This window comes from Kitasatospora viridis, assembly GCF_007829815.1.
Taxonomy (GTDB): Bacteria; Actinomycetota; Actinomycetes; order Streptomycetales; family Streptomycetaceae; genus Kitasatospora; species Kitasatospora viridis.
On sequence record NZ_VIWT01000001.1, the window covers coordinates 4,076,438 to 4,092,762 of the forward strand.

Consider the following 16,325-nt stretch of genomic DNA (forward strand, 5'->3'; position numbering starts at 1 on the left):
AAGGCCGGGCCCTCCGGGCCCGGCCTTCGAATCTCAGGTAATTCTGGTGCGGCCTGAGGGATTCGAACCCTCACGGGGTTTCCCCCACTGGGATCTAAACCCAGCGCGGCTGCCGTTACGCCAAGGCCGCCCCTGTCGAGCCATCATGCTACTTGCCGCGTCCCGGTGCGTGCATCCACCTTCTTGGGCCGGCAGTAGGTCGGGGTGATGGCATGACAGTTCGGGCAGAGCAGGCGGAGGTTCGCCGGCCGGTTGTCGGACCAGTCGCCGTTGATGTGGTCGACCTCCAGGGTGAGCGGACGGCCCTGCCACTCGGCACCGGTGCCGCAGTCGCCGCACCGCTCGGGGCGGCCCAGTTCGGCCAGCGCCTGGCGGATCCGGGACCCGGGCAGGCGCTTGGCGTCGCGCGGGCGCTGGACCAGGACTTCATCAGGGCGCAATCGGGTCGGGAGCTGCTTGCCCTTGCTGTGTGCCTGGCCGGTGAAGTGCGAGGTGTCGATGCCGAAGTGCTTGATCCGGCGTCCGATGTGGGCCTGGGTGCCGCCGGCCTGACGCAGCCGCAGGTAGCGGACGACGCCGGCCACGCTGGTGCACTCCGCCACGGCGGCGGCCAGCAGCTCGCGGGTGTAGATGCTGCCCGTGGGCGTGAAGTGGCCGGTGTCGATGCCGAGTGCGGTGAGCCGTCCGCGCAGGTACTTGCGGCGGTCGTGGTTCGGTTCCCGGCCGAGCAGGGCGAGCATCTCGTCGAGCGAGGTGGCGCGTTGGGCCATCTGCGTCAAAAGCTCCGGTGTGTACCGCGTGGGCTTGGACATGGTTTCCCTCCTTGCGGTGGGCAACGAGCCAAGGGTTGGTCAAGTAACGGGTCATCAGTAAACAAGATGAACGGGTGATGAGAATCACGGGTCTCATCTCCGGCGCATTGACAACTGGTTGGTACAGACCTATTGACCCTTGTGGTCCAGACCACATAAGTTCGGCGCCGATCCGTCCGAGAGCGTTCGCCGCCGGGGCGGGTCGTCCTTCTTCCCCCCAGCGTCGGCGCGTGCCCCACACGTGCGCCGGCGGGCACTCTCTGCTGGAGGACCGAGTGTTGAATCGCAGTCAGGTCGGACGGCGCCGTCGTGGCGCAGGCGGCCGTTCCGTGGTCGCGGTGGTGGCCGGGTTGGCCGGGCTGGTGCTCGGTGCGGTCGGTGCGGTGCCGAGTCAGGCGTCGGCGGCCGTCGACAACCAGGCGTGCCGGCCGGACGGGATGTACACCACGCCCGGGGTGAACGTGCCGTACTGCCAGGTCTACGACACCGCCGGGCGCGAGATGATGGGCCCGGACCACCAGCGCCGGGTGATCGGGTACTTCACCGGCTGGCGCACCGGGAAGGACGGGACGCCCGCCTACCTGGTGAACAACATCCCGTGGGACAAGGTGACCCACCTCAACTACGCCTTCGCGCACGTGGCGGGCGACAACACCATCTCGGTGGGCGCGGACGGGCCGAACAACGCGGCGACCGGGATGGCCTTCCCCGGCGTGCCCGGCGCGGAGCTGGACCCGAGCCTGCCGTACCAGGGGCACTTCAACCTGTTGAGCAAGTTCAAGAAGCAGTACCCGAACGTCAAGACGATGATCTCGGTGGGCGGTTGGGCCGAGACCGGGGGCTACTTCGACGACTCGGGCAACCGGGTCGCGTCCGGCGGCTTCTACTCGATGACGGTCAACCCGGACGGCAGCGTCAACCAGGCCGGCATCAACACCTTCGCCGACTCGGCGGTGAAGTTCGTCGAGAAGTACGGCTTCAACGGGGTCGACCTCGACTACGAGTACCCGACCTCGATGAACAACGCCGGCAACCCGGCGGACTGGACGCTGGCCAACGGCAAGCGCGCCTCGCTGATGCAGGGGTACGCGGCGCTGCTGCGGACGATGCGCCAGAAGCTGGACACCGCGAGCGCGGCGGACGGCCGGTACTACCTGCTGTCGGTGGCGGCGCCGTCCTCCGGCTACCTGCTGCGCGGCATGGAGACCTTCCAGGTGACGCAGTACCTGGACTACGTCAACATCATGTCCTACGACCTGCACGGCGCCTGGAACCAGTACGTCGGACCGAACGCCTCGCTCTACGACGACGGCAGCGACGCCGAGTTGAAGGCGGCCAACGTCTACGGCACCTCGCAGTACGGCGGGATCGGGTACCTGAACGGCGACTGGGCCTTCCACTACTTCCGCGGTTCGATGCCGGCGGGCCGGATCAACCTCGGCCTGCCGTACTACACGCGCGGTTTCGAGAACGTGCAGGGCGGCACCAACGGGCTGTGGGGGAGCGCCGCCACCACCAGCTGTCCGGCCGGCTCGGGCCTGACCACCTGTGGTGACGGCGCCGTCGGCGTCGACAACATCTGGCACGACCTGGACTCCGCGGGGAAGGAGGCCCCGGCGGGCTCCAACCCGATGTGGCACGCGATGAACCTGCAGAACGGCATCCTGCCGGACTACCTGGGCAAGTACGGGGTCAAGGACACCGCGTTGACCGGCACGTACGCCCGCAACTACAGCTCCTCGCTGGTCGCGCCCTGGCTGTGGAACGCGACGAAGAAGGTGTTCCTGTCCACCGAGGACGAGCAGTCGGTGAACGCCAAGGCGGACTACCTGGTCAACCAGGGGGCCGGCGGCGCGATGATCTGGGAGTTGGCCGGCGACTACCGGTTCGATCCGAGCGCCAACGGCGGCAAGGGCGAGTACGTGGCGGGCTCGACGCTGACCGGTGACCTGTACGACAGGTTCAAGTCGGCCGCCCCGTACGGTGCGACCCGGGCGACCGTGGCGATGCCCGCGCAGACCCTGCCGATCGACGTGTCGTTCACCAACTTCGCGCTGGGCGACAACAACTACCCGATCAACCCGAAGATCCACATCGTCAACAACTCGACGGTGACCCTGCCGGGCGGCACCGAGTTCCAGTTCGACTACGCCAACTCGGCGCCGGGCAACGCGCACGACCAGTCGGGCTTCAACTCCCAGGTGATCAGCGCGGACAATCCGGGCCCGGGCAACGCGGGCGGGCTGAAGGGCACGTACAACCGGGTCTCGTTGAAGCTGCCGGCCTGGCAGTCGCTGGCGCCGGGGGCCTCGGTGGACGTGGACTTCGTCTACTACCTGCCGGTCTCCACGCCGTCGAACTGGACGGTGAACGTGGGCGGGTCGCTGTACGGGATCCCGGGCGACTTCACCCGCGGCAGCACGAGCGGCGGCACGCCGACCCCAACCCCGACGCCGACCCCGACGCCGACGCCCACCCCGACGCCCACCCCGACCCCGACCCCCACGCCGACCCCCACGCCCACGCCGACCCCGACCGGTGGCAGCTGCGCCGCGGCGCCGGGCTGGGACGCCGGGACGGCCTACGCGGTCGGTGGCACGAGGGTGGGCTGGAAGGGCCACTACTACAGCAACAAGTGGTGGACCAAGGGCGACGACCCGAGCCTGAGCGGCTCCTGGGGCGTCTGGACCGATCTCGGAGCCTGCTGAACCGACCCAGGATCAGCCGGTCGCCACGGGGCGACGGACGGCGGCGGCGGTGCACCCGGTAGGGGGGTGCACCGTCGCCGCCTTTTCGTGTCCGTACCGTTTCCTGCGATCAGTACCATGTCACTCGGTGACATTTTACTCCCACGCAAACAACGGTTCTGTTGCGACCTGTGCGAATCTGTGCGATGACCCTTGACGGGAGTGGATGGACGGCGGTGTCATAGGGCCCACCTCGTTCGAACCTGTTTGGTTCTGATGGATTGTGGTCCCCACCCCTCGCTAGGAGCCCGACCCCATGACCACTGTGCGTAACCGTCGTCGGACTGTCGCAGCCGCTGCCGGCCTGCTCGTCACGCTCGGCATGACCGCCTGCTCGACCGGCCAGACCAGCGGGGGCGGCAACGCCCAAGCGGCGCCCGTGACCGGCAAGATCAGCATGACCTACCTGCAGAAGCAGGGCGACCAGCAGTACTTCATCGGCGAGGCCGCCGGTGCGAAGGCGAAGGCGGCGCAGCTGGGCGTCGACCTGAAGGTGGTCAACCTGGGCAACGACGCCAACCAGACGGTCAGCGACGTGCAGTCGGCCATTGCACAGAAGACCAACGGTCTGATCATCGTTCCGCCGGACCCGTCGGTGGGTCCGCAGGTGGTGCAGACGGCCAAGGACGCGGGTGTGGCGCTGATCAGCTCCGACGACCAGGTCTGCGCGACCGGTCCGGACCCGTCCAAGTGCGCGGCCTCGGCCCTGCTGCCGCGGATCGGGTTCTCCGGCCAGCAGATGGGCCAGCAGGTCGGCCAGCGCGCCGCGCAGGAGTTCCAGAAGGCCGGCTGGGCGGCCGCGGACACCCGGATCATCTCGGCCTGGCAGCAGGATGTGACGGTCTGCGGTGACCGGGTCAACGCGGCGAAGACGGCGTTCAACGCGGTCGTGCCGGGTGTGCAGAGCATCGACGTGGGCACCGACAACACCCCGACCGGTGCGCAGGACAAGGTCGCGGCGACGTTGACCGCGAACCCGGGCGTGAAGCACTGGGTCATCTGGGGCTGCAACGACGAGAACGTGCAGGGCGGTGTCACCGCGATGCAGAACGCGGGCATCAGCCCGGACAACATCGACGGTGTCGGCCTGGGCGCCTACCTGGCGTGCAAGGACTGGGGCAGCGGCAAGCCGTCGGGCATGAAGGCCGCGCTGTTCATCAACGGCAGTGACGTGGGCGCGCTGGCCGTGCAGACCATGTACGACAAGCTGAAGAACAGCAAGCCGTTCCCGCAGGAGGCCTTCGCCCCCACCCAGATGGTCGACGCCACCAACTGGCAGTCCTCCGGCGTCCAGTGCAGCTGAGGCAGTCACAGTGACGACCACGACCACGACCACCGGTGCGGGGGTCCGCGATCTCGGCAAGCGGTTCGGCGAGGTGCGGGCGCTCGGCGGAGTGACCCTGGACTTCCCGGCCGGCCAGGTGACCGCGCTGATGGGTGAGAACGGGGCCGGCAAGTCCACCCTGCTCAAGATCCTGACGGGCGATCACCAGCCCACCGAGGGGACCGTGCTGCTGGACGGGGCCGAGCTGTCGCTCGGCTCGCCGGCCCGGGCGCGGGCCGCCGGCATCCGGATCATCCCCCAGGAGCCGGAGATCATCCCGCACGTCTCGGTCGCCGAGAACGTGTACGCCGGTGCCCTGCCCCACGGGGCCGGGCGCCGGCTGGACCGGGCCGAGCTGCGCCGGCGGATCACCGCCGACCTGGACCGGCTCGGCTTCGCCCGGGTGCTCGACCCGGACCTGCTGGGCTCCGAGCTCACTCCGGCCCAGCGCCAGCTGGTGGAGATCCTGCGGGCGCTGACCGGTGAGGCGAAGGTGATCGCCTTCGACGAGCCGACCAGCTCGCTCTCCGAGCAGGAGGTGGAGGCGCTGTTCGCGCTGATCCGCCGACTGCGCGACCAGGGCGTCGCGGTGATCTACGTGTCGCACCGGATGAAGGAGATCTTCCAGCTCGCCGACCGGATCGCGGTGCTGCGCGACGGCAGTCTGGCCGGGGTGCTGGACGCCGCCGAGGCCGGTGAGCAGGACCTGGTGCGCCTGATGGTGGGCCGCGACCTGTCCCAGCTGTTCGTCCGCCAGAACGTGGCCACCGACGAGGTGGTGCTTAAGGTCGACGGGCTGACCACCGACGACGTCCGGGACATCAGCCTGACCGTCCGGGCGGGCGAGGTGGTGGGCCTGGCCGGCCTGATCGGGGCCGGCCGCTCCGAGCTGGCGCTGGCGCTGGCCGGCGACCTGCCGGTGCGTTCGGGCACGGTGACGCTGGACGGGAAGAAGCTGCGCTCGGGCCGTCCGGGCGAGGTGATCGCGGCCGGCCTGGGGCTGGCGCCCGAGGAGCGCAAGGCGCAGGCGCTGTTCCTGCACCGCTCGATCCGGGACAACACCTCGCTGGTGGTGCTGGAGCGGCTGCGCCGCTTCCGGTTCGTCCGGCGGTCGGCCGAGCGGCAGTTGGCGCAGTCCTACACCGACCGGCTGCGGGTGCGCGCCCCGGGCATCGAGCACGAGGTGCGCAAGCTGTCCGGCGGCAACCAGCAGAAGGTGGTGCTGGCCCGCTGGCTGGCCCGCAAGCCCAAGGTGCTGATCCTGGACGAGCCGACCCGCGGCATCGACATCGGCGCCAAGGCGGAGATCTACCAGATCATCGCGGACCTGGCGAAGGAGGGCGTCGCGCTGCTGGTGATCTCCTCCGAGCTGCCCGAGGTGCTCGGCCTGTCCGACCGGATCGTGGTGATGCAGAACGGTCGGATCACCGGGGAGCTGGACCGCTCCGAGGCCACCGAGGAGAAGATCCTCGCCCTGGCGATGGCCGACGACCTGAGTAACGAAGGCCTGAGTAACGAAGGAAGGCAAGCATGACCACCTCCACCGCTGAGCAGAGCGTGCCGGCGGCCAACAAGGGCGGCGGGCTGCGCCTGCTGGCCGCGGTCGGCGGGCAGAACCTCAGCCTGGCCGGCGGGCTGGTCGTGCTGCTGGCGCTGTTCGGCTCGTTGAACGACAACTACCTGTCCTGGGCGAACATCCAGGTGATCGCCGAGGCGGTGACCATCAGCGGCCTGCTGGCCGTGGTGCAGACCGTGGTGATCATCTGCGGCGCGCTGGACATCTCGGTCGGCTCGCAGGCGGGCCTGGCGTCGGTGATCAGCGCGATGGCCTTCACCTCCTCGGGTGCCAACCCGTGGGCGGGCATGGCCGCCGCGATCGGGGTCGGGCTGGTGATCGGCATCCTGAACGGTGTGATCATCGTCTACGGCCGGGTCAACCCGACCATCGCCACCCTGGCGGGCCTGGCGGCCTACAAGGGCGTCGCGGACCTGGTCTCCAACGGCGCGGCGCAGGGCTACGTGCTCAACGACCCGGTCTTCATCTTCCTCAGCCGCGGCAAGATCGCCGGGCTGCCGGTGATGGTCTGGCTGCTGATCGTGGTCGCCCTCGGCGTGCACCTGATGCTCAAGTACACCGACATCGGCCGCAACGTGTTCGCGATCGGCGGCAACGACACCGCCGCGCGCCTGGCCGGCATCAACCTGAACAAGTACCTGATCTCGGCCTACGCGCTGGCCGGCACGGTGGCCGCGGTGGCGGGCATCCTGCTGACCGCGCGCACCGGCTCCGGCCAGCCGGTCTCCGGCAGCGAGGGCCTGGAGCTGCAGTCGATCACCGCGGCGGCGCTGGGCGGCTGCGCGCTCAAGGGCGGCAAGGGCGGCATCGGCGGCACGCTGCTGGCCGTCGCGCTGCTCGGCGCCCTGCAGAACGGGCTCACCGTGCAGGGGATCAACTCGTTCTGGCAGAACGTGGCACAGGGCTCCCTGCTGGTGGTCGCCGTGGTGATCCAGCAGCGCCGCAGCGGCGAGCGGGCGGTCGGCCTGCCAGCCTGACCCGACCCGTGTCATGGACGAAGCGGCGGTCCCGGCCCCTGTGTGGGGGAGCCGGGGCCGCCGCTTCGGCGTGGCTGACGCCCGGTCAGCCCTCGATCTTGAGGTCGCGCAGCAGCTTGGCGACGTGGCCGGTGGCCTTGACGTTGTAGAGCGCCCGCTCGACCTTGCCCTGCTCGTCCACGATGACGGTGGAGCGGATCACGCCGACCACGGTCTTGCCGTAGCTGCTCTTCTCGCCGAAGGCGCCGTAGGCCTCCAGCACCTTCTTGTCCTCGTCGGCGACCAGGGTGACCTTGAGGTCCTCGGTCTCGCGGAACTTGCCGAGCTTGGCCGGCTTGTCGGGGGAGACGCCGATCACGTCGTAGCCGGCGCCGGCGAACACCTCCAGGTTGTCGGTGAAATCGCAGGCCTGGGTGGTGCAGCCGGGGGTGAGGGCGGCCGGGTAGAAGTAGACGATCACCTTGCGGCCCAGGTGGTCGGCGAGCGACACCTGGTTGCCGTCGGCGTCGGGCAGGGAGAAGGCGGGGGCGGTGTCCCCCGCCTGGAGGCGCTGGCTCACGTTCGGTTCTCTCCTCGTGCGGGACAGGTGGTCGTACCGACAGCAAACCTACCCCTGATGGTGGGTGGGACTGCGCGGGGAGGAACGGGAGCTGACAGACTGACCGGGAGCAGACCGTGACGTCAGGTGAGTGAGGTGGCCCGGGTGGGCAAGGGGAAGTCGAAGGACAGCGTCAGGGACGATGCCGGGCGGTCCACCGCCGAGATCGAGGCCAACATCGCCCGGACCCGCAACCAGCTGGCCGACACGTTGGACGAGCTGGCCATGCGGGTGCACCCGACCACGATCGCGGCGCAGACCCGGGCCAAGGTGCTGGGCGCGGTCGAGCAGCGGGTCGGCCGCTGCTACGTGGCGGCGAGCCGCGGGGTGGAGCGGCTGCGGGCCGAGCTGACCGACGATCAGGGCCGGCCGCGCCCGGAGCGGGTGGTGCCGGTGGTGCTGGTCGGCGGTGGTGTGCTGCTGCTGATCGCCTCGGCGAAGCGGCGCAAGAAGGACTGAGGCCCGCGGGGATCGCCCGGGTCCGCGCACGGGCGCGGGCCCGGGCCAGGTACGGTCTGGGCGTGAGCGCGAACGACGACGAGCAGATCAGGCAGTCCGAGCACGGCCGGCACGACCGGCTGGGGGAGAAGCTCCCCATCCGGATGCTGCACGACCGGGTGCTGGTGAGGACCGATACCGGTGAGGGCGAGCGCCGCTCGACCGGCGGCATCCTGATCCCGGCGACCGCGGAGTTGAGCAAGCGGTGCACCTGGGCCGAGGCGGTCGCGGTCGGCCAGAGCGTGCGGGCGGTGGAGCCCGGTGACCGGGTGCTGTACGACCCCGAGGACAAGCTGGAGGTCGAGGTGCGCGGCGCGACGTACGTGCTGCTGCGCGAGCGCGACCTGCACGCGGTGGCGGCGGAGCGGTTGAAGGACGCCGAGGGGTCCACGGGGCTGTACCTGTAGGCCTGTTGACGGGTCGTCGGGGCGGCCGACTTCCAGGGGCGGGGCCATGCGTTCGGGCTAGTCGCGGTGGCCCGGGCGGCGCGGGGAGCTCACTGTGTGGAGCAGAGCGAATCCGCTCGGTGTGCTCCAACCCCGACAGGAGAAGTAACCCTCATGCGTGCCATATGGACGGCTGCCGCGATCGGCGCGGCGCTGAGCCTGACCTCGGTCACCGTCGCGACCGCCGCCGTCCCGCTCCGCGATCCCGACGACTCCCGGGTGCTGGCGGCGCCGGCGGCGCCCCGGCCGCTCGGTGGACTGCCCGCGCCGCAGGACGGTGCGGGGCCGGCGGCCCCCTCCGCCCCCAAGGCCCCGGCCGCGCCGTCGGGCCCGGCGGTTCCGTCGATGCCCGGGGAACCCTCGTTCCCCGGGCTGGTCGACGGCCGGCCGGTCAAGGGCGCCGCGGCCGCCCTGCCGACCCTGCCCGCGCTGCCCACCGGCCTGGCGCTGCCGACCGGTGCGGCCGCACCGGACACCAGCGCGCTGCTGAAGCTGCTGAACGGTCTGCTGTCGACCATCGGCAGCCTGCTCAGCGGTCTCGGTCTGCCGATCACCATCCCGACCATTCCCGGTCTGGGCGGGTGACGGCCACCCGGTCGGGTGGCCGTCGGCTATTTCGGCTGCGCGGCGGGTCGCCTGCCGCTAGCGTGAGCTGACACAACTTCAGACGCGGCACCGAGCCCCGAACGACACCCGGGTACCCCCCAGGGTCCGTCGTTCGGGGCCCGGGTCGTTGTGCCCGCGTTCCACCGGGCGCGCCGGTGCCGCGTCCAAAAAGTCGATAAGGAGACAAGTCATGGCTTCATCGGCCGGTCTCTACCTGGCCATCGCCCGTGGCGGATTCCGCCGCTACTCCACCTACCGCGCGGCGACCGCGGCCGGTGCCTTCACCAACACCGTCTTCGGCTTCGTGCTCGCCTCCGGCTTCCTCGCGCTCTGGCACGCCAAACCGCACCTGGGCGGCTACGACACCCGACAGGCCGTCACCTACATCTGGGTCAGCCAGGCCCTGCTCGTCGCCGTGGCCGCCTGGGGCGGCGGCTTCCAGGACGACCTGCAGGACCGCTTCCGCACCGGCGACATCGCCCTCGACCTGCACCGCCCCTGCGACTTCCTCGGCTGGTGGCTGGCCGGCGACCTCGGCCGGGCCGCCTTCCAACTGCTCACCCGGGGCGCGGTGCCGCTGACCGTCGGCGTGCTGGTCGGCCACGCCCGGCTGCCGCACTCCCCGCTCACCTGGCCGCTCTTCCTCGGCTCGGTGCTGCTCTCACTGCTGGTCAGCTTCGGGATCCGGTTCCTGATCTCGGTCAGCAGCTTCTGGCTGATGGACGCCGAAGGGCTGCGGGCCGTCAGCGTGGTGGTCTCGATGTTCCTCTCCGGGATGCTGCTGCCGCTCACCCTCTTCCCCGACGGGCTGCGCCAAGCCGCCCAACTGCTGCCCTGGGCCGCGCTGATCCAGGCCCCGTGCGACATCTTCCTGGAGCGCGGCGGCGACCGGGTGCCCGCCGAACTCGCGCTCCAGGCCGGCTGGGCCGTGCTGCTGCTCGCCGCTGGGCGGGCCGCCCAGGCGCTGGCCGCCCGCAAGGTGGTGGTGCAGGGTGGCTGACCCGCTGCTGCCCGAGTCCCCGCTCGCGCGGGCCCGCTGGGCGGTCACCTCCTGGCGGCTGGCCGCCGCCATGTGGATGCGCGCCCAGTACTCCTACCGGGCCTCCTTCCTGCTCACCTCCGCCGGGAACCTGCTGATCACCTCGCTCGACTTCGCCGTGCTCGTGCTGATGTTCCGGCACACCGACCGGCTCGGCGGCTGGTCGCTGCCCGAGGTCGCGCTGCTCTACGCCACCTCCGCCTTCGCCCTCGGCGCCGCCGACCTGCTGGTCGGCAGCGTCGACGGGCTCGGCGGGCAGATCCGCAGCGGCGCGCTCGACACCCTGCTGCTGCGGCCCGCCCCCGCACTCGCCATGGTCTGCGCCGAACGGTTCACCCTGCGCCGGCTCGGGCGGCCGCTGCAGTCGCTGCTGGTGCTCGGCTGGGCGGTGCACCGGCTGCCCGGGCGGTGGAGCGCGGCGCACCTGCTGATGCTCGGTCAGCTGCTGGTCAGCGGCACGGTCATCTTCGGCGCGCTGTTCGTCGGCGGGGCCGCCATCCAGTTCTGGTGGGGCGAGGCCAAGGAGATGCAGAACTCCTTCACCTACGGCGGCGCGACCCTGCTGCGCTACCCGCCGAGCATCTACGCCCGCGAGCTGGTCGCCGGGGTGACCTTCGGCCTGCCGCTCGCCTTCGTCAACTGGCTGCCGCTGAGCAGGATCCTCGGCCGGCCCGACCCCCTCGGCCTGCCGGCCGCCTTCGAGTACGCCTCGCCGCTGGCCGCCGCGCTCTGCGCGGGCGCCGCCGGGCTGGCCTGGCGGGCCGGGCTGCGGGCCTACCGCGGCACCGGCAGCTGACCTTCCGTCGAGATTCGCTTTGGAGAGGAGACCCCCGTGGAACTGATCGAACTCGACCGGGTGACCCGGAGCTTCACCGTGCGGACCAAGGCCGGCCGGTGGCGCCGGGAACGCCGCCAGGTGCGCGCCGTGGACGACCTGAGCTTCACCGTGCGGGCCGGCGAGTGCGTCGGCTACCTCGGCCCGAACGGGGCCGGCAAGTCCACCACGATCAAGATGCTCACCGGCATCCTGGTGCCCAGCAGCGGCCGGCTGCGGGTGGCCGGAGTGGACCCGGCCCGCGAGCGGGTCGCACTGGCCCGCCGGATCGGCGTGGTCTTCGGCCACCGCACCACCCTCTGGTGGGACCTGCCGCTGCGCGACTCCTTCGAGCTGGTGCGGCGGCTCTACCGGATCCCGCCCGCCCGGTACGCGGCCAACCTGGCGCGCTGCGTGGAACTGCTCAGCCTCGGCGACCTGCTGGACACCCCCGTCCGGCAGCTCTCGCTCGGCCAGCGGATGCGCGGCGACCTGGCCGCCGCGCTGCTGCACGACCCCCGGGTGCTCTACCTGGACGAGCCCACCATCGGGCTCGACGTGGTCAGCAAGAACCGGGTCCGGGAGTTCCTGCGCGAGGTCAACGCGGCCGGCACCACCGTGCTGCTCACCACCCACGACCTCACCGACATCGAACAGCTCTGCGACCGGGTGATGGTGATCGACCACGGCCGGGTGGTCTACGACGGCGACCTGCCCGGACTGCACCTGGCCGGACGCAGCGAGCGCACCCTGGTGGTGGACCTGGTCGAGGAGCAGCCGCCGATCGACCTGCCCGGCGTGCGGGTGGTCCGCACCGAGGGCAGCCGGCAGTACCTGGCCTTCCCCGCCGAGCAGAGCGCGGCGCCGCTGGTCGCCGCCGTCGCCGAACGCTTCCCGCTGCGGGACCTGTCGGTGCGCGAGCCGGCCATCGAGGACGTGATCGCGCGGATGTACGCCCGGGTCCCGATCGGCTGAGCCCACCTGACGGACCGTAACCCGGACGGCCCGCGGCGGGTTGATGCCGTGGCAGCTCGGTGCCGTGGGTCGTCCGGGCCCGTTCGATCCGACGGTTGAGGAGTGATCGCAGTGCGCCGCCGGCCCGACGTCACGGTGCTGGTCACCGGCCGCGAGCCCGACCCGGCCGATGCGCTGGCGGCGCTGGCCGACCAGACCCTGCGCCGCCGCCACCCCGACGCCGTCCAGGTCCTGGCGCCCGGCGCCGACCCCGCCGGGCGCTACCTGCTCCACCTGGACGCCGCCGACCGCGCCGCCCCCGAGGCTCTGCAACGGCTGGTCGACCTGGCCGACCGCACCGGCGCCGACGTGGTGCTCGGCCGCACCGGCGGCGACGCCGATCCTCCTCCTCCGGGCTGGGCACTCGGCGGGATCGCCCTGCTCCGCCGCGAACTCCTCGAACGGCACGCACTGCGGCACCGGGCCGACCTGCCCGTCGACGCCCGCCTGCCGTTCACCCTGGAAGCCTGCCTGCGCGCGCACCGGGTCGCGGTGCTGGACGACTACGACTGCCTGCGCCCGCCCCGCCCCGACCCCGGCGCGGCCACCGCCCGGGCCCGCCACGAGGACCGCCTGCGCGCCCTCGCCGCCGCCCTCACCATCGCCGAACAGCTCGCCGAACCGGGCACCGAACTCACCGCCCTGCGCGCCCGCCTGCTCGGCTGGGACCTCCCCCGACTGCTCCGCCCCGACTTCCTCACCCTGGACGAGCCCGTCCAACGCCGGGTCTGCGCCGGCGTCGGCCGCCTGGTCGACCACCACGGCGACCCGGCCGCCCTGCAACACCTCACCGTCCGCGACCGCCTGCGCCTCGACCTCGCCCGCCGCGGCCGGATCGCCGCCCTGCGCCGCCTGATCCGCTACCAGGCCGCCTACGGCGAACTCCTGGCACCCCGGATCCTGGGCACCCCCGAACCGCCGGCCACGCCGTCGCCGCCCACCCCGTCGCTGCCGCTCCAGGTGTGGCGCGGCCTGGTGCCGCCCCAGGTGCGGCGCAGCCTGCGGCGGCGGCCGGTGTGGCTGGGGTTCGCGCAACGGGCGTACGCGCGGTGGGGGTGAGGGGGAGGGGAGGGGTCAGTGGGACCAGTAGGGGTCGTCGAGGGTGGCGGCGGTGGGGGCGCCCGAGGCAGGGGTGGGGGTGCCGTAGTCGTGGGCGGGTTGGTAGCGGACGTCGTAGTAGGTCATGACGACGCGGACCGTTAGGTAGTCCGCAGCGGCCGGCGGTTTCTCCACGACCAGGAGGAGCGTCACCAGGTCGCTGGTGGTCGTGGTGAGCTCCGTGACGGTTGAACCGTCCGGTCCGGACTGCTTGACGGGTTGGAGACTGATGCGCTGCCAGGCCGTGCTGACCTGGCCGACGAGGACCTGGACCTTGGCGGGTGCGATCCGGGTGGTGACTGCGAAGCGGCAGAAGACCGTGGAGATGTTGCTGATCTCCCCGTCCGGGTAGCGGTTCTGCCGGTACACCTCGTAGGTGGGGGCGTCGAACGAGAGGGCCGGTGTGGTGGCAGCGGTCGTCGCCTGCATCGCTCGGTCGAGGTAGCCCTTCACCTGGGTCGATGAGGCCGAGTAGTGCTCGCGCTGCGTCTGCGGCCCGTAGCCGTCGACGTAGGCCCAGCGCCCGAGTCCGAGGAGCAGCGCCACTACGGCGATCGCGCTCAGGCAGCCCCTGCGCTTGTGCAGGGGCTTGCGCGGGGCGGGCACCGGAGTTGTCCACGTGTCAGTCATGCCACTCCCTGCCCCTTCACCGCGGTGCCGAACGGGTCGGGGACCGCCTTCCCCTGGTACGGCGAGGGTCCGGTCGGGAACTGGTTGGCGGCCGCGACGTCGCCGTTGCGGTAGTTCTGCGCGGTGGCCACCAGGTTCCGGCCCTGCTGGCCCATGGTGTCCGACAGGCTCGCCAGCAGACCCCGCCACGCGCTCGTGCAGCCCTGGAGAGCGGGGGCACTCTGCCAACCCTTGAGTCCGGCAACGGCGGTGTCCGTCGGGGTGCCGACGGTCTTCGCCTCGTCGGGGATCTTGCCCGCCACCGTCTGGGCGTTCTGGCCCGCGGCCTGCAGGGCGTCCGGGTGGACGGTGAAGTCGGTGCTCATCGTCCTGACTCCAGGTGTACTTGGTCGTAGTGGCCGGTCACGATGTTGGTGATGTTGTCCAGTGACGGTCCGCCGAGGGTGGGCGTCAGGTACTTGGTGTGCGGGCCGAAGAGTCCCGAGCCGCTGCTGTTGTTCACGGTGAAGCGGTGGGCGCCGAAGGCGCTGCTGGACGGATCCTCGCCGAACCAGCGCTCGCTCGGGTCTACGACGAAGCCGGCGGCGCTGGTCACCAGGTTCGTCTTGCTGGGCAGGTAGGTGATCGGGTCGTTGCGGGCCGCGCCGTCCCAGACGTGCCCGGGCACACCCAGGTCCGATGCGTGGTTCACGCCGACTCCCGGGCTGCCGATCAGGACCACGTCGTCCGGCGGGCTGTACGGCGCTCCGGGGCGGGTGGAGAGCTTGGTCGCGTCGCCGACCAGCAGGGAGCCGTAGCTGTGGCCGATCGAGGTGACGTGCGGGGGCTGGCCGGTGGTGTTGGTGGCGCGCAGGCCGGTGACGAACTGGGCGAAGGCAGGCGCGCCGGCTTCGGCCCGACCCTTGCTGACGGCCCCGTAGTCGGACGGATTGGTGTCCGGGAACCCCGGCATCGGCGGCGGGTCGTAGCCCAGCCAGACGATCGAGGCGGCCGAGCGCCCGGGCGGTTCCTTGGCCTGGGCCGCGCGCCAGGTGTTGAGCGCGTTCTCGGCTTCGTTGGAGCCGTCGGTGACGCCGTATCCCGGGCCCAGACTGGCCGGGTCGGTGGTCATCCCCGGGACGTAGGCCGAGATGTCGGTGGCGGTGTCCGGATTGCCGAAGGAGATCGCCGCGCGACCCTGGCCGTCGGTGCCGATGAGCAGCAGGTAGTCGTGGGGGCGGCCGTCCTGGATCTTGCTGTCCTGATCAAGTCGGGCGGCAATGGGTGCGAGCTTGTCGTAGGTGTCCTGGTCCGCAGGGCTGAGCGGCTTCTTCTTCGACGCCAGGTCGTTCAGCGTCTTGTCCAGATACGCCCGGTTCACCTTGTCCCGGATGTCCGCCGGGATCCCGTCCCGGTTGCCGATCAGGTCCGGGTGCTCCGTCATGAACCACTGCTGCTCGTTGGGGGTCAGTCCGTCCCACCAGGCCTTCACCTCGGCCGGGGTGGCCTTGTCGCCGGGGACGCCGCTCATGAAGTCGGGGGTGGCGCCGCCGAAGTTGGCGACGTACTGGTCGGCGTTGGCGGTGGTGAGGTCGAGGCCGGCGCCGCTGGTGGCGCGCTGGGTGTAGGTGGCCAGCATCGAGGTGAGGGAGGCGTCGGCGGTGGCGGCCTCGCTGATGGCGGCGGAGATGCGGCCCGCGAGGGCGGTGGCGAGGGGTTTCTGCTGGGCGTCCCAGGTGGCGGCGTCGTCGGGGGTCTGGGCCTGGTCCGGGGCCGACCAGCTGACCGCGCCCGTGGCGTCCACGGTGAGGTGCTGGGTCTGGGCGTCGGAGAGGGCCTTGAGCAGTTTGGACTGGGCGAGCTGGAAGGCGTCGGCGCTCTCGCGGAGCTGACCGCCGATCAGGCCGAGCTCGATCTCCGCCGCGTTCAGCTGGTTGGTGGTGGTGGCGACGGCGGACAGGGCGGTGTCCGCCGTCGTGCCGGTCCAGCCGCCGCCGTGGGCTGCCTGGTCGGTGCCCTTGTACCAGTCGGTGGTGTGGTCGGCGAAGGCCGTCCAGAGCTTGTCGTAGGCGTCGGCCGTCGCGTACAGGCCGGTGAAGTCGGCGTCGCGCAGGCTGGCGAGGTCCATCGGTGGTGCTCCCCCCTAGAAGTCGGGGAGAGCCTAGCC

The 16,325-nt window shown here is 71.3% G+C and carries 16 protein-coding genes and 1 tRNA gene; 11 read left to right on the forward strand and 6 right to left on the reverse strand.

Annotated elements, in window-relative coordinates; translation table 11 throughout:
* Nucleotides 1-44: 44 nt before the first annotated feature.
* Nucleotides 45-130 (reverse strand) — tRNA-Leu (locus tag FHX73_RS18265).
* Nucleotides 131-143: 13 nt separating this feature from the next.
* Nucleotides 144-812, reverse strand: a complete 669-nt coding sequence (locus FHX73_RS18270) for an HNH endonuclease signature motif containing protein (RefSeq protein WP_145906007.1) — start codon at nucleotides 810-812, stop codon at nucleotides 144-146.
* Nucleotides 813-1,087: 275 nt separating this feature from the next.
* On the opposite strand from FHX73_RS18270, the gene FHX73_RS18275 reads away from it, so the two are divergent.
* The 4 genes from FHX73_RS18275 to FHX73_RS18290 all read left to right on the forward strand — a co-directional run bounded on the left by FHX73_RS18275 (nucleotide 1,088) and on the right by FHX73_RS18290 (nucleotide 7,436).
* The gene (locus FHX73_RS18275; protein ID WP_425461396.1) at nucleotides 1,088-3,520 is read left to right on the forward strand and encodes a chitinase C-terminal domain-containing protein; all 2,433 of its coding nucleotides are present in this window, start codon (nucleotides 1,088-1,090) and stop codon (nucleotides 3,518-3,520) included.
* A gap of 295 nt (nucleotides 3,521-3,815) precedes the next feature.
* The gene (locus FHX73_RS18280) at nucleotides 3,816-4,862 is read left to right on the forward strand and encodes a substrate-binding domain-containing protein (RefSeq protein ID WP_145906009.1); all 1,047 of its coding nucleotides are present in this window, start codon (nucleotides 3,816-3,818) and stop codon (nucleotides 4,860-4,862) included.
* A gap of 10 nt (nucleotides 4,863-4,872) precedes the next feature.
* Nucleotides 4,873-6,417 (forward strand): sugar ABC transporter ATP-binding protein, encoded by a 1,545-nt coding sequence (locus FHX73_RS18285; RefSeq protein ID WP_145906010.1) that lies wholly within the window; start codon nucleotides 4,873-4,875, stop codon nucleotides 6,415-6,417.
* Entirely contained in the window at nucleotides 6,414-7,436 is a 1,023-nt protein-coding gene (locus FHX73_RS18290) for an ABC transporter permease (RefSeq protein ID WP_145906011.1), read from the forward strand. Before FHX73_RS18285 ends, FHX73_RS18290 begins: the two co-directional genes overlap by 4 nt.
* A gap of 85 nt (nucleotides 7,437-7,521) precedes the next feature.
* Here FHX73_RS18290 and bcp read toward each other — a convergent pair whose 3' ends face one another.
* Nucleotides 7,522-7,995 carry a thioredoxin-dependent thiol peroxidase gene (gene bcp / locus FHX73_RS18295; protein WP_145906012.1) on the reverse strand — a complete coding sequence of 158 codons (474 nt, stop codon included), beginning with the start codon at nucleotides 7,993-7,995 and terminating at the stop codon, nucleotides 7,522-7,524.
* A 126-nt stretch (nucleotides 7,996-8,121) separates the two neighbouring features.
* Here bcp and FHX73_RS18300 point away from each other — a divergent pair, with 126 nt between their 5' ends.
* The 7 genes from FHX73_RS18300 (at nucleotide 8,122) to FHX73_RS47230 (ending at nucleotide 13,510) form a co-directional block, all read left to right on the forward strand.
* A complete protein-coding gene (locus tag FHX73_RS18300) occupies nucleotides 8,122-8,493 on the forward strand; it encodes a DUF3618 domain-containing protein (RefSeq protein WP_342795306.1) in 372 nt (123 codons plus the stop codon).
* Nucleotides 8,494-8,636: 143 nt separating this feature from the next.
* A complete protein-coding gene (locus FHX73_RS18305; protein WP_246213857.1) occupies nucleotides 8,637-8,939 on the forward strand; it encodes a GroES family chaperonin in 303 nt (100 codons plus the stop codon).
* 153 nt (nucleotides 8,940-9,092) lie between these two features.
* Nucleotides 9,093-9,563: a hypothetical protein gene (locus FHX73_RS18310; RefSeq protein WP_145906013.1), complete on the forward strand. Its 471-nt coding sequence runs from the start codon at nucleotides 9,093-9,095 to the stop codon at nucleotides 9,561-9,563.
* A gap of 211 nt (nucleotides 9,564-9,774) precedes the next feature.
* Entirely contained in the window at nucleotides 9,775-10,584 is an 810-nt protein-coding gene (locus FHX73_RS18315; protein WP_145906014.1) for an ABC transporter permease, read from the forward strand.
* Entirely contained in the window at nucleotides 10,577-11,419 is an 843-nt protein-coding gene (locus FHX73_RS18320) for an ABC transporter permease (RefSeq protein ID WP_246213587.1), read from the forward strand. Before FHX73_RS18315 ends, FHX73_RS18320 begins: the two co-directional genes overlap by 8 nt.
* Nucleotides 11,420-11,455: 36 nt before the next feature.
* Complete coding sequence (locus FHX73_RS18325; protein WP_145906015.1) at nucleotides 11,456-12,412, forward strand: ABC transporter ATP-binding protein; 957 nt, start codon at nucleotides 11,456-11,458, stop codon at nucleotides 12,410-12,412.
* Nucleotides 12,413-12,514: 102 nt separating this feature from the next.
* Nucleotides 12,515-13,510, forward strand: coding sequence for a hypothetical protein (locus FHX73_RS47230; protein WP_145906016.1), 996 nt, complete (start codon nucleotides 12,515-12,517; stop codon nucleotides 13,508-13,510).
* 15 nt (nucleotides 13,511-13,525) lie between these two features.
* Here FHX73_RS47230 and FHX73_RS18335 read toward each other — a convergent pair whose 3' ends face one another.
* The 3 genes from FHX73_RS18335 to FHX73_RS18345 are packed head-to-tail and all read right to left on the reverse strand — an operon-like array spanning nucleotide 13,526 to nucleotide 16,286.
* Nucleotides 13,526-14,179, reverse strand: a complete 654-nt coding sequence (locus tag FHX73_RS18335; RefSeq protein ID WP_145906017.1) for a hypothetical protein — start codon at nucleotides 14,177-14,179, stop codon at nucleotides 13,526-13,528.
* Nucleotides 14,176-14,544, reverse strand: a complete 369-nt coding sequence (locus tag FHX73_RS18340) for a type VII secretion target (RefSeq protein ID WP_145906018.1) — start codon at nucleotides 14,542-14,544, stop codon at nucleotides 14,176-14,178. Before FHX73_RS18340 ends, FHX73_RS18335 begins: the two co-directional genes overlap by 4 nt.
* Nucleotides 14,541-16,286 (reverse strand): alpha/beta hydrolase, encoded by a 1,746-nt coding sequence (locus FHX73_RS18345; RefSeq protein WP_145906019.1) that lies wholly within the window; start codon nucleotides 16,284-16,286, stop codon nucleotides 14,541-14,543. The genes FHX73_RS18340 and FHX73_RS18345 overlap by 4 nt, the downstream gene beginning before the upstream one ends.
* Nucleotides 16,287-16,325: the final 39 nt, after the last annotated feature.

Coding starts and splice junctions, on each gene's coding strand:
- FHX73_RS18270 (WP_145906007.1), bottom strand. CDS start 812: ATGTCCAAGCCCACGCGGTACACACCGGAGCTTTTGACGCAGATGGCC.
- FHX73_RS18280 (WP_145906009.1), top strand. CDS start 3,816: ATGACCACTGTGCGTAACCGTCGTCGGACTGTCGCAGCCGCTGCCGGC.
- FHX73_RS18290 (WP_145906011.1), top strand. CDS start 6,414: ATGACCACCTCCACCGCTGAGCAGAGCGTGCCGGCGGCCAACAAGGGC.
- FHX73_RS18305 (WP_246213857.1), top strand. CDS start 8,637: ATGCTGCACGACCGGGTGCTGGTGAGGACCGATACCGGTGAGGGCGAG.
- FHX73_RS18310 (WP_145906013.1), top strand. CDS start 9,093: ATGCGTGCCATATGGACGGCTGCCGCGATCGGCGCGGCGCTGAGCCTG.
- FHX73_RS18315 (WP_145906014.1), top strand. CDS start 9,775: ATGGCTTCATCGGCCGGTCTCTACCTGGCCATCGCCCGTGGCGGATTC.
- FHX73_RS18335 (WP_145906017.1), bottom strand. CDS start 14,179: ATGACTGACACGTGGACAACTCCGGTGCCCGCCCCGCGCAAGCCCCTG.
- FHX73_RS18340 (WP_145906018.1), bottom strand. CDS start 14,544: ATGAGCACCGACTTCACCGTCCACCCGGACGCCCTGCAGGCCGCGGGC.
- FHX73_RS18345 (WP_145906019.1), bottom strand. CDS start 16,286: ATGGACCTCGCCAGCCTGCGCGACGCCGACTTCACCGGCCTGTACGCG.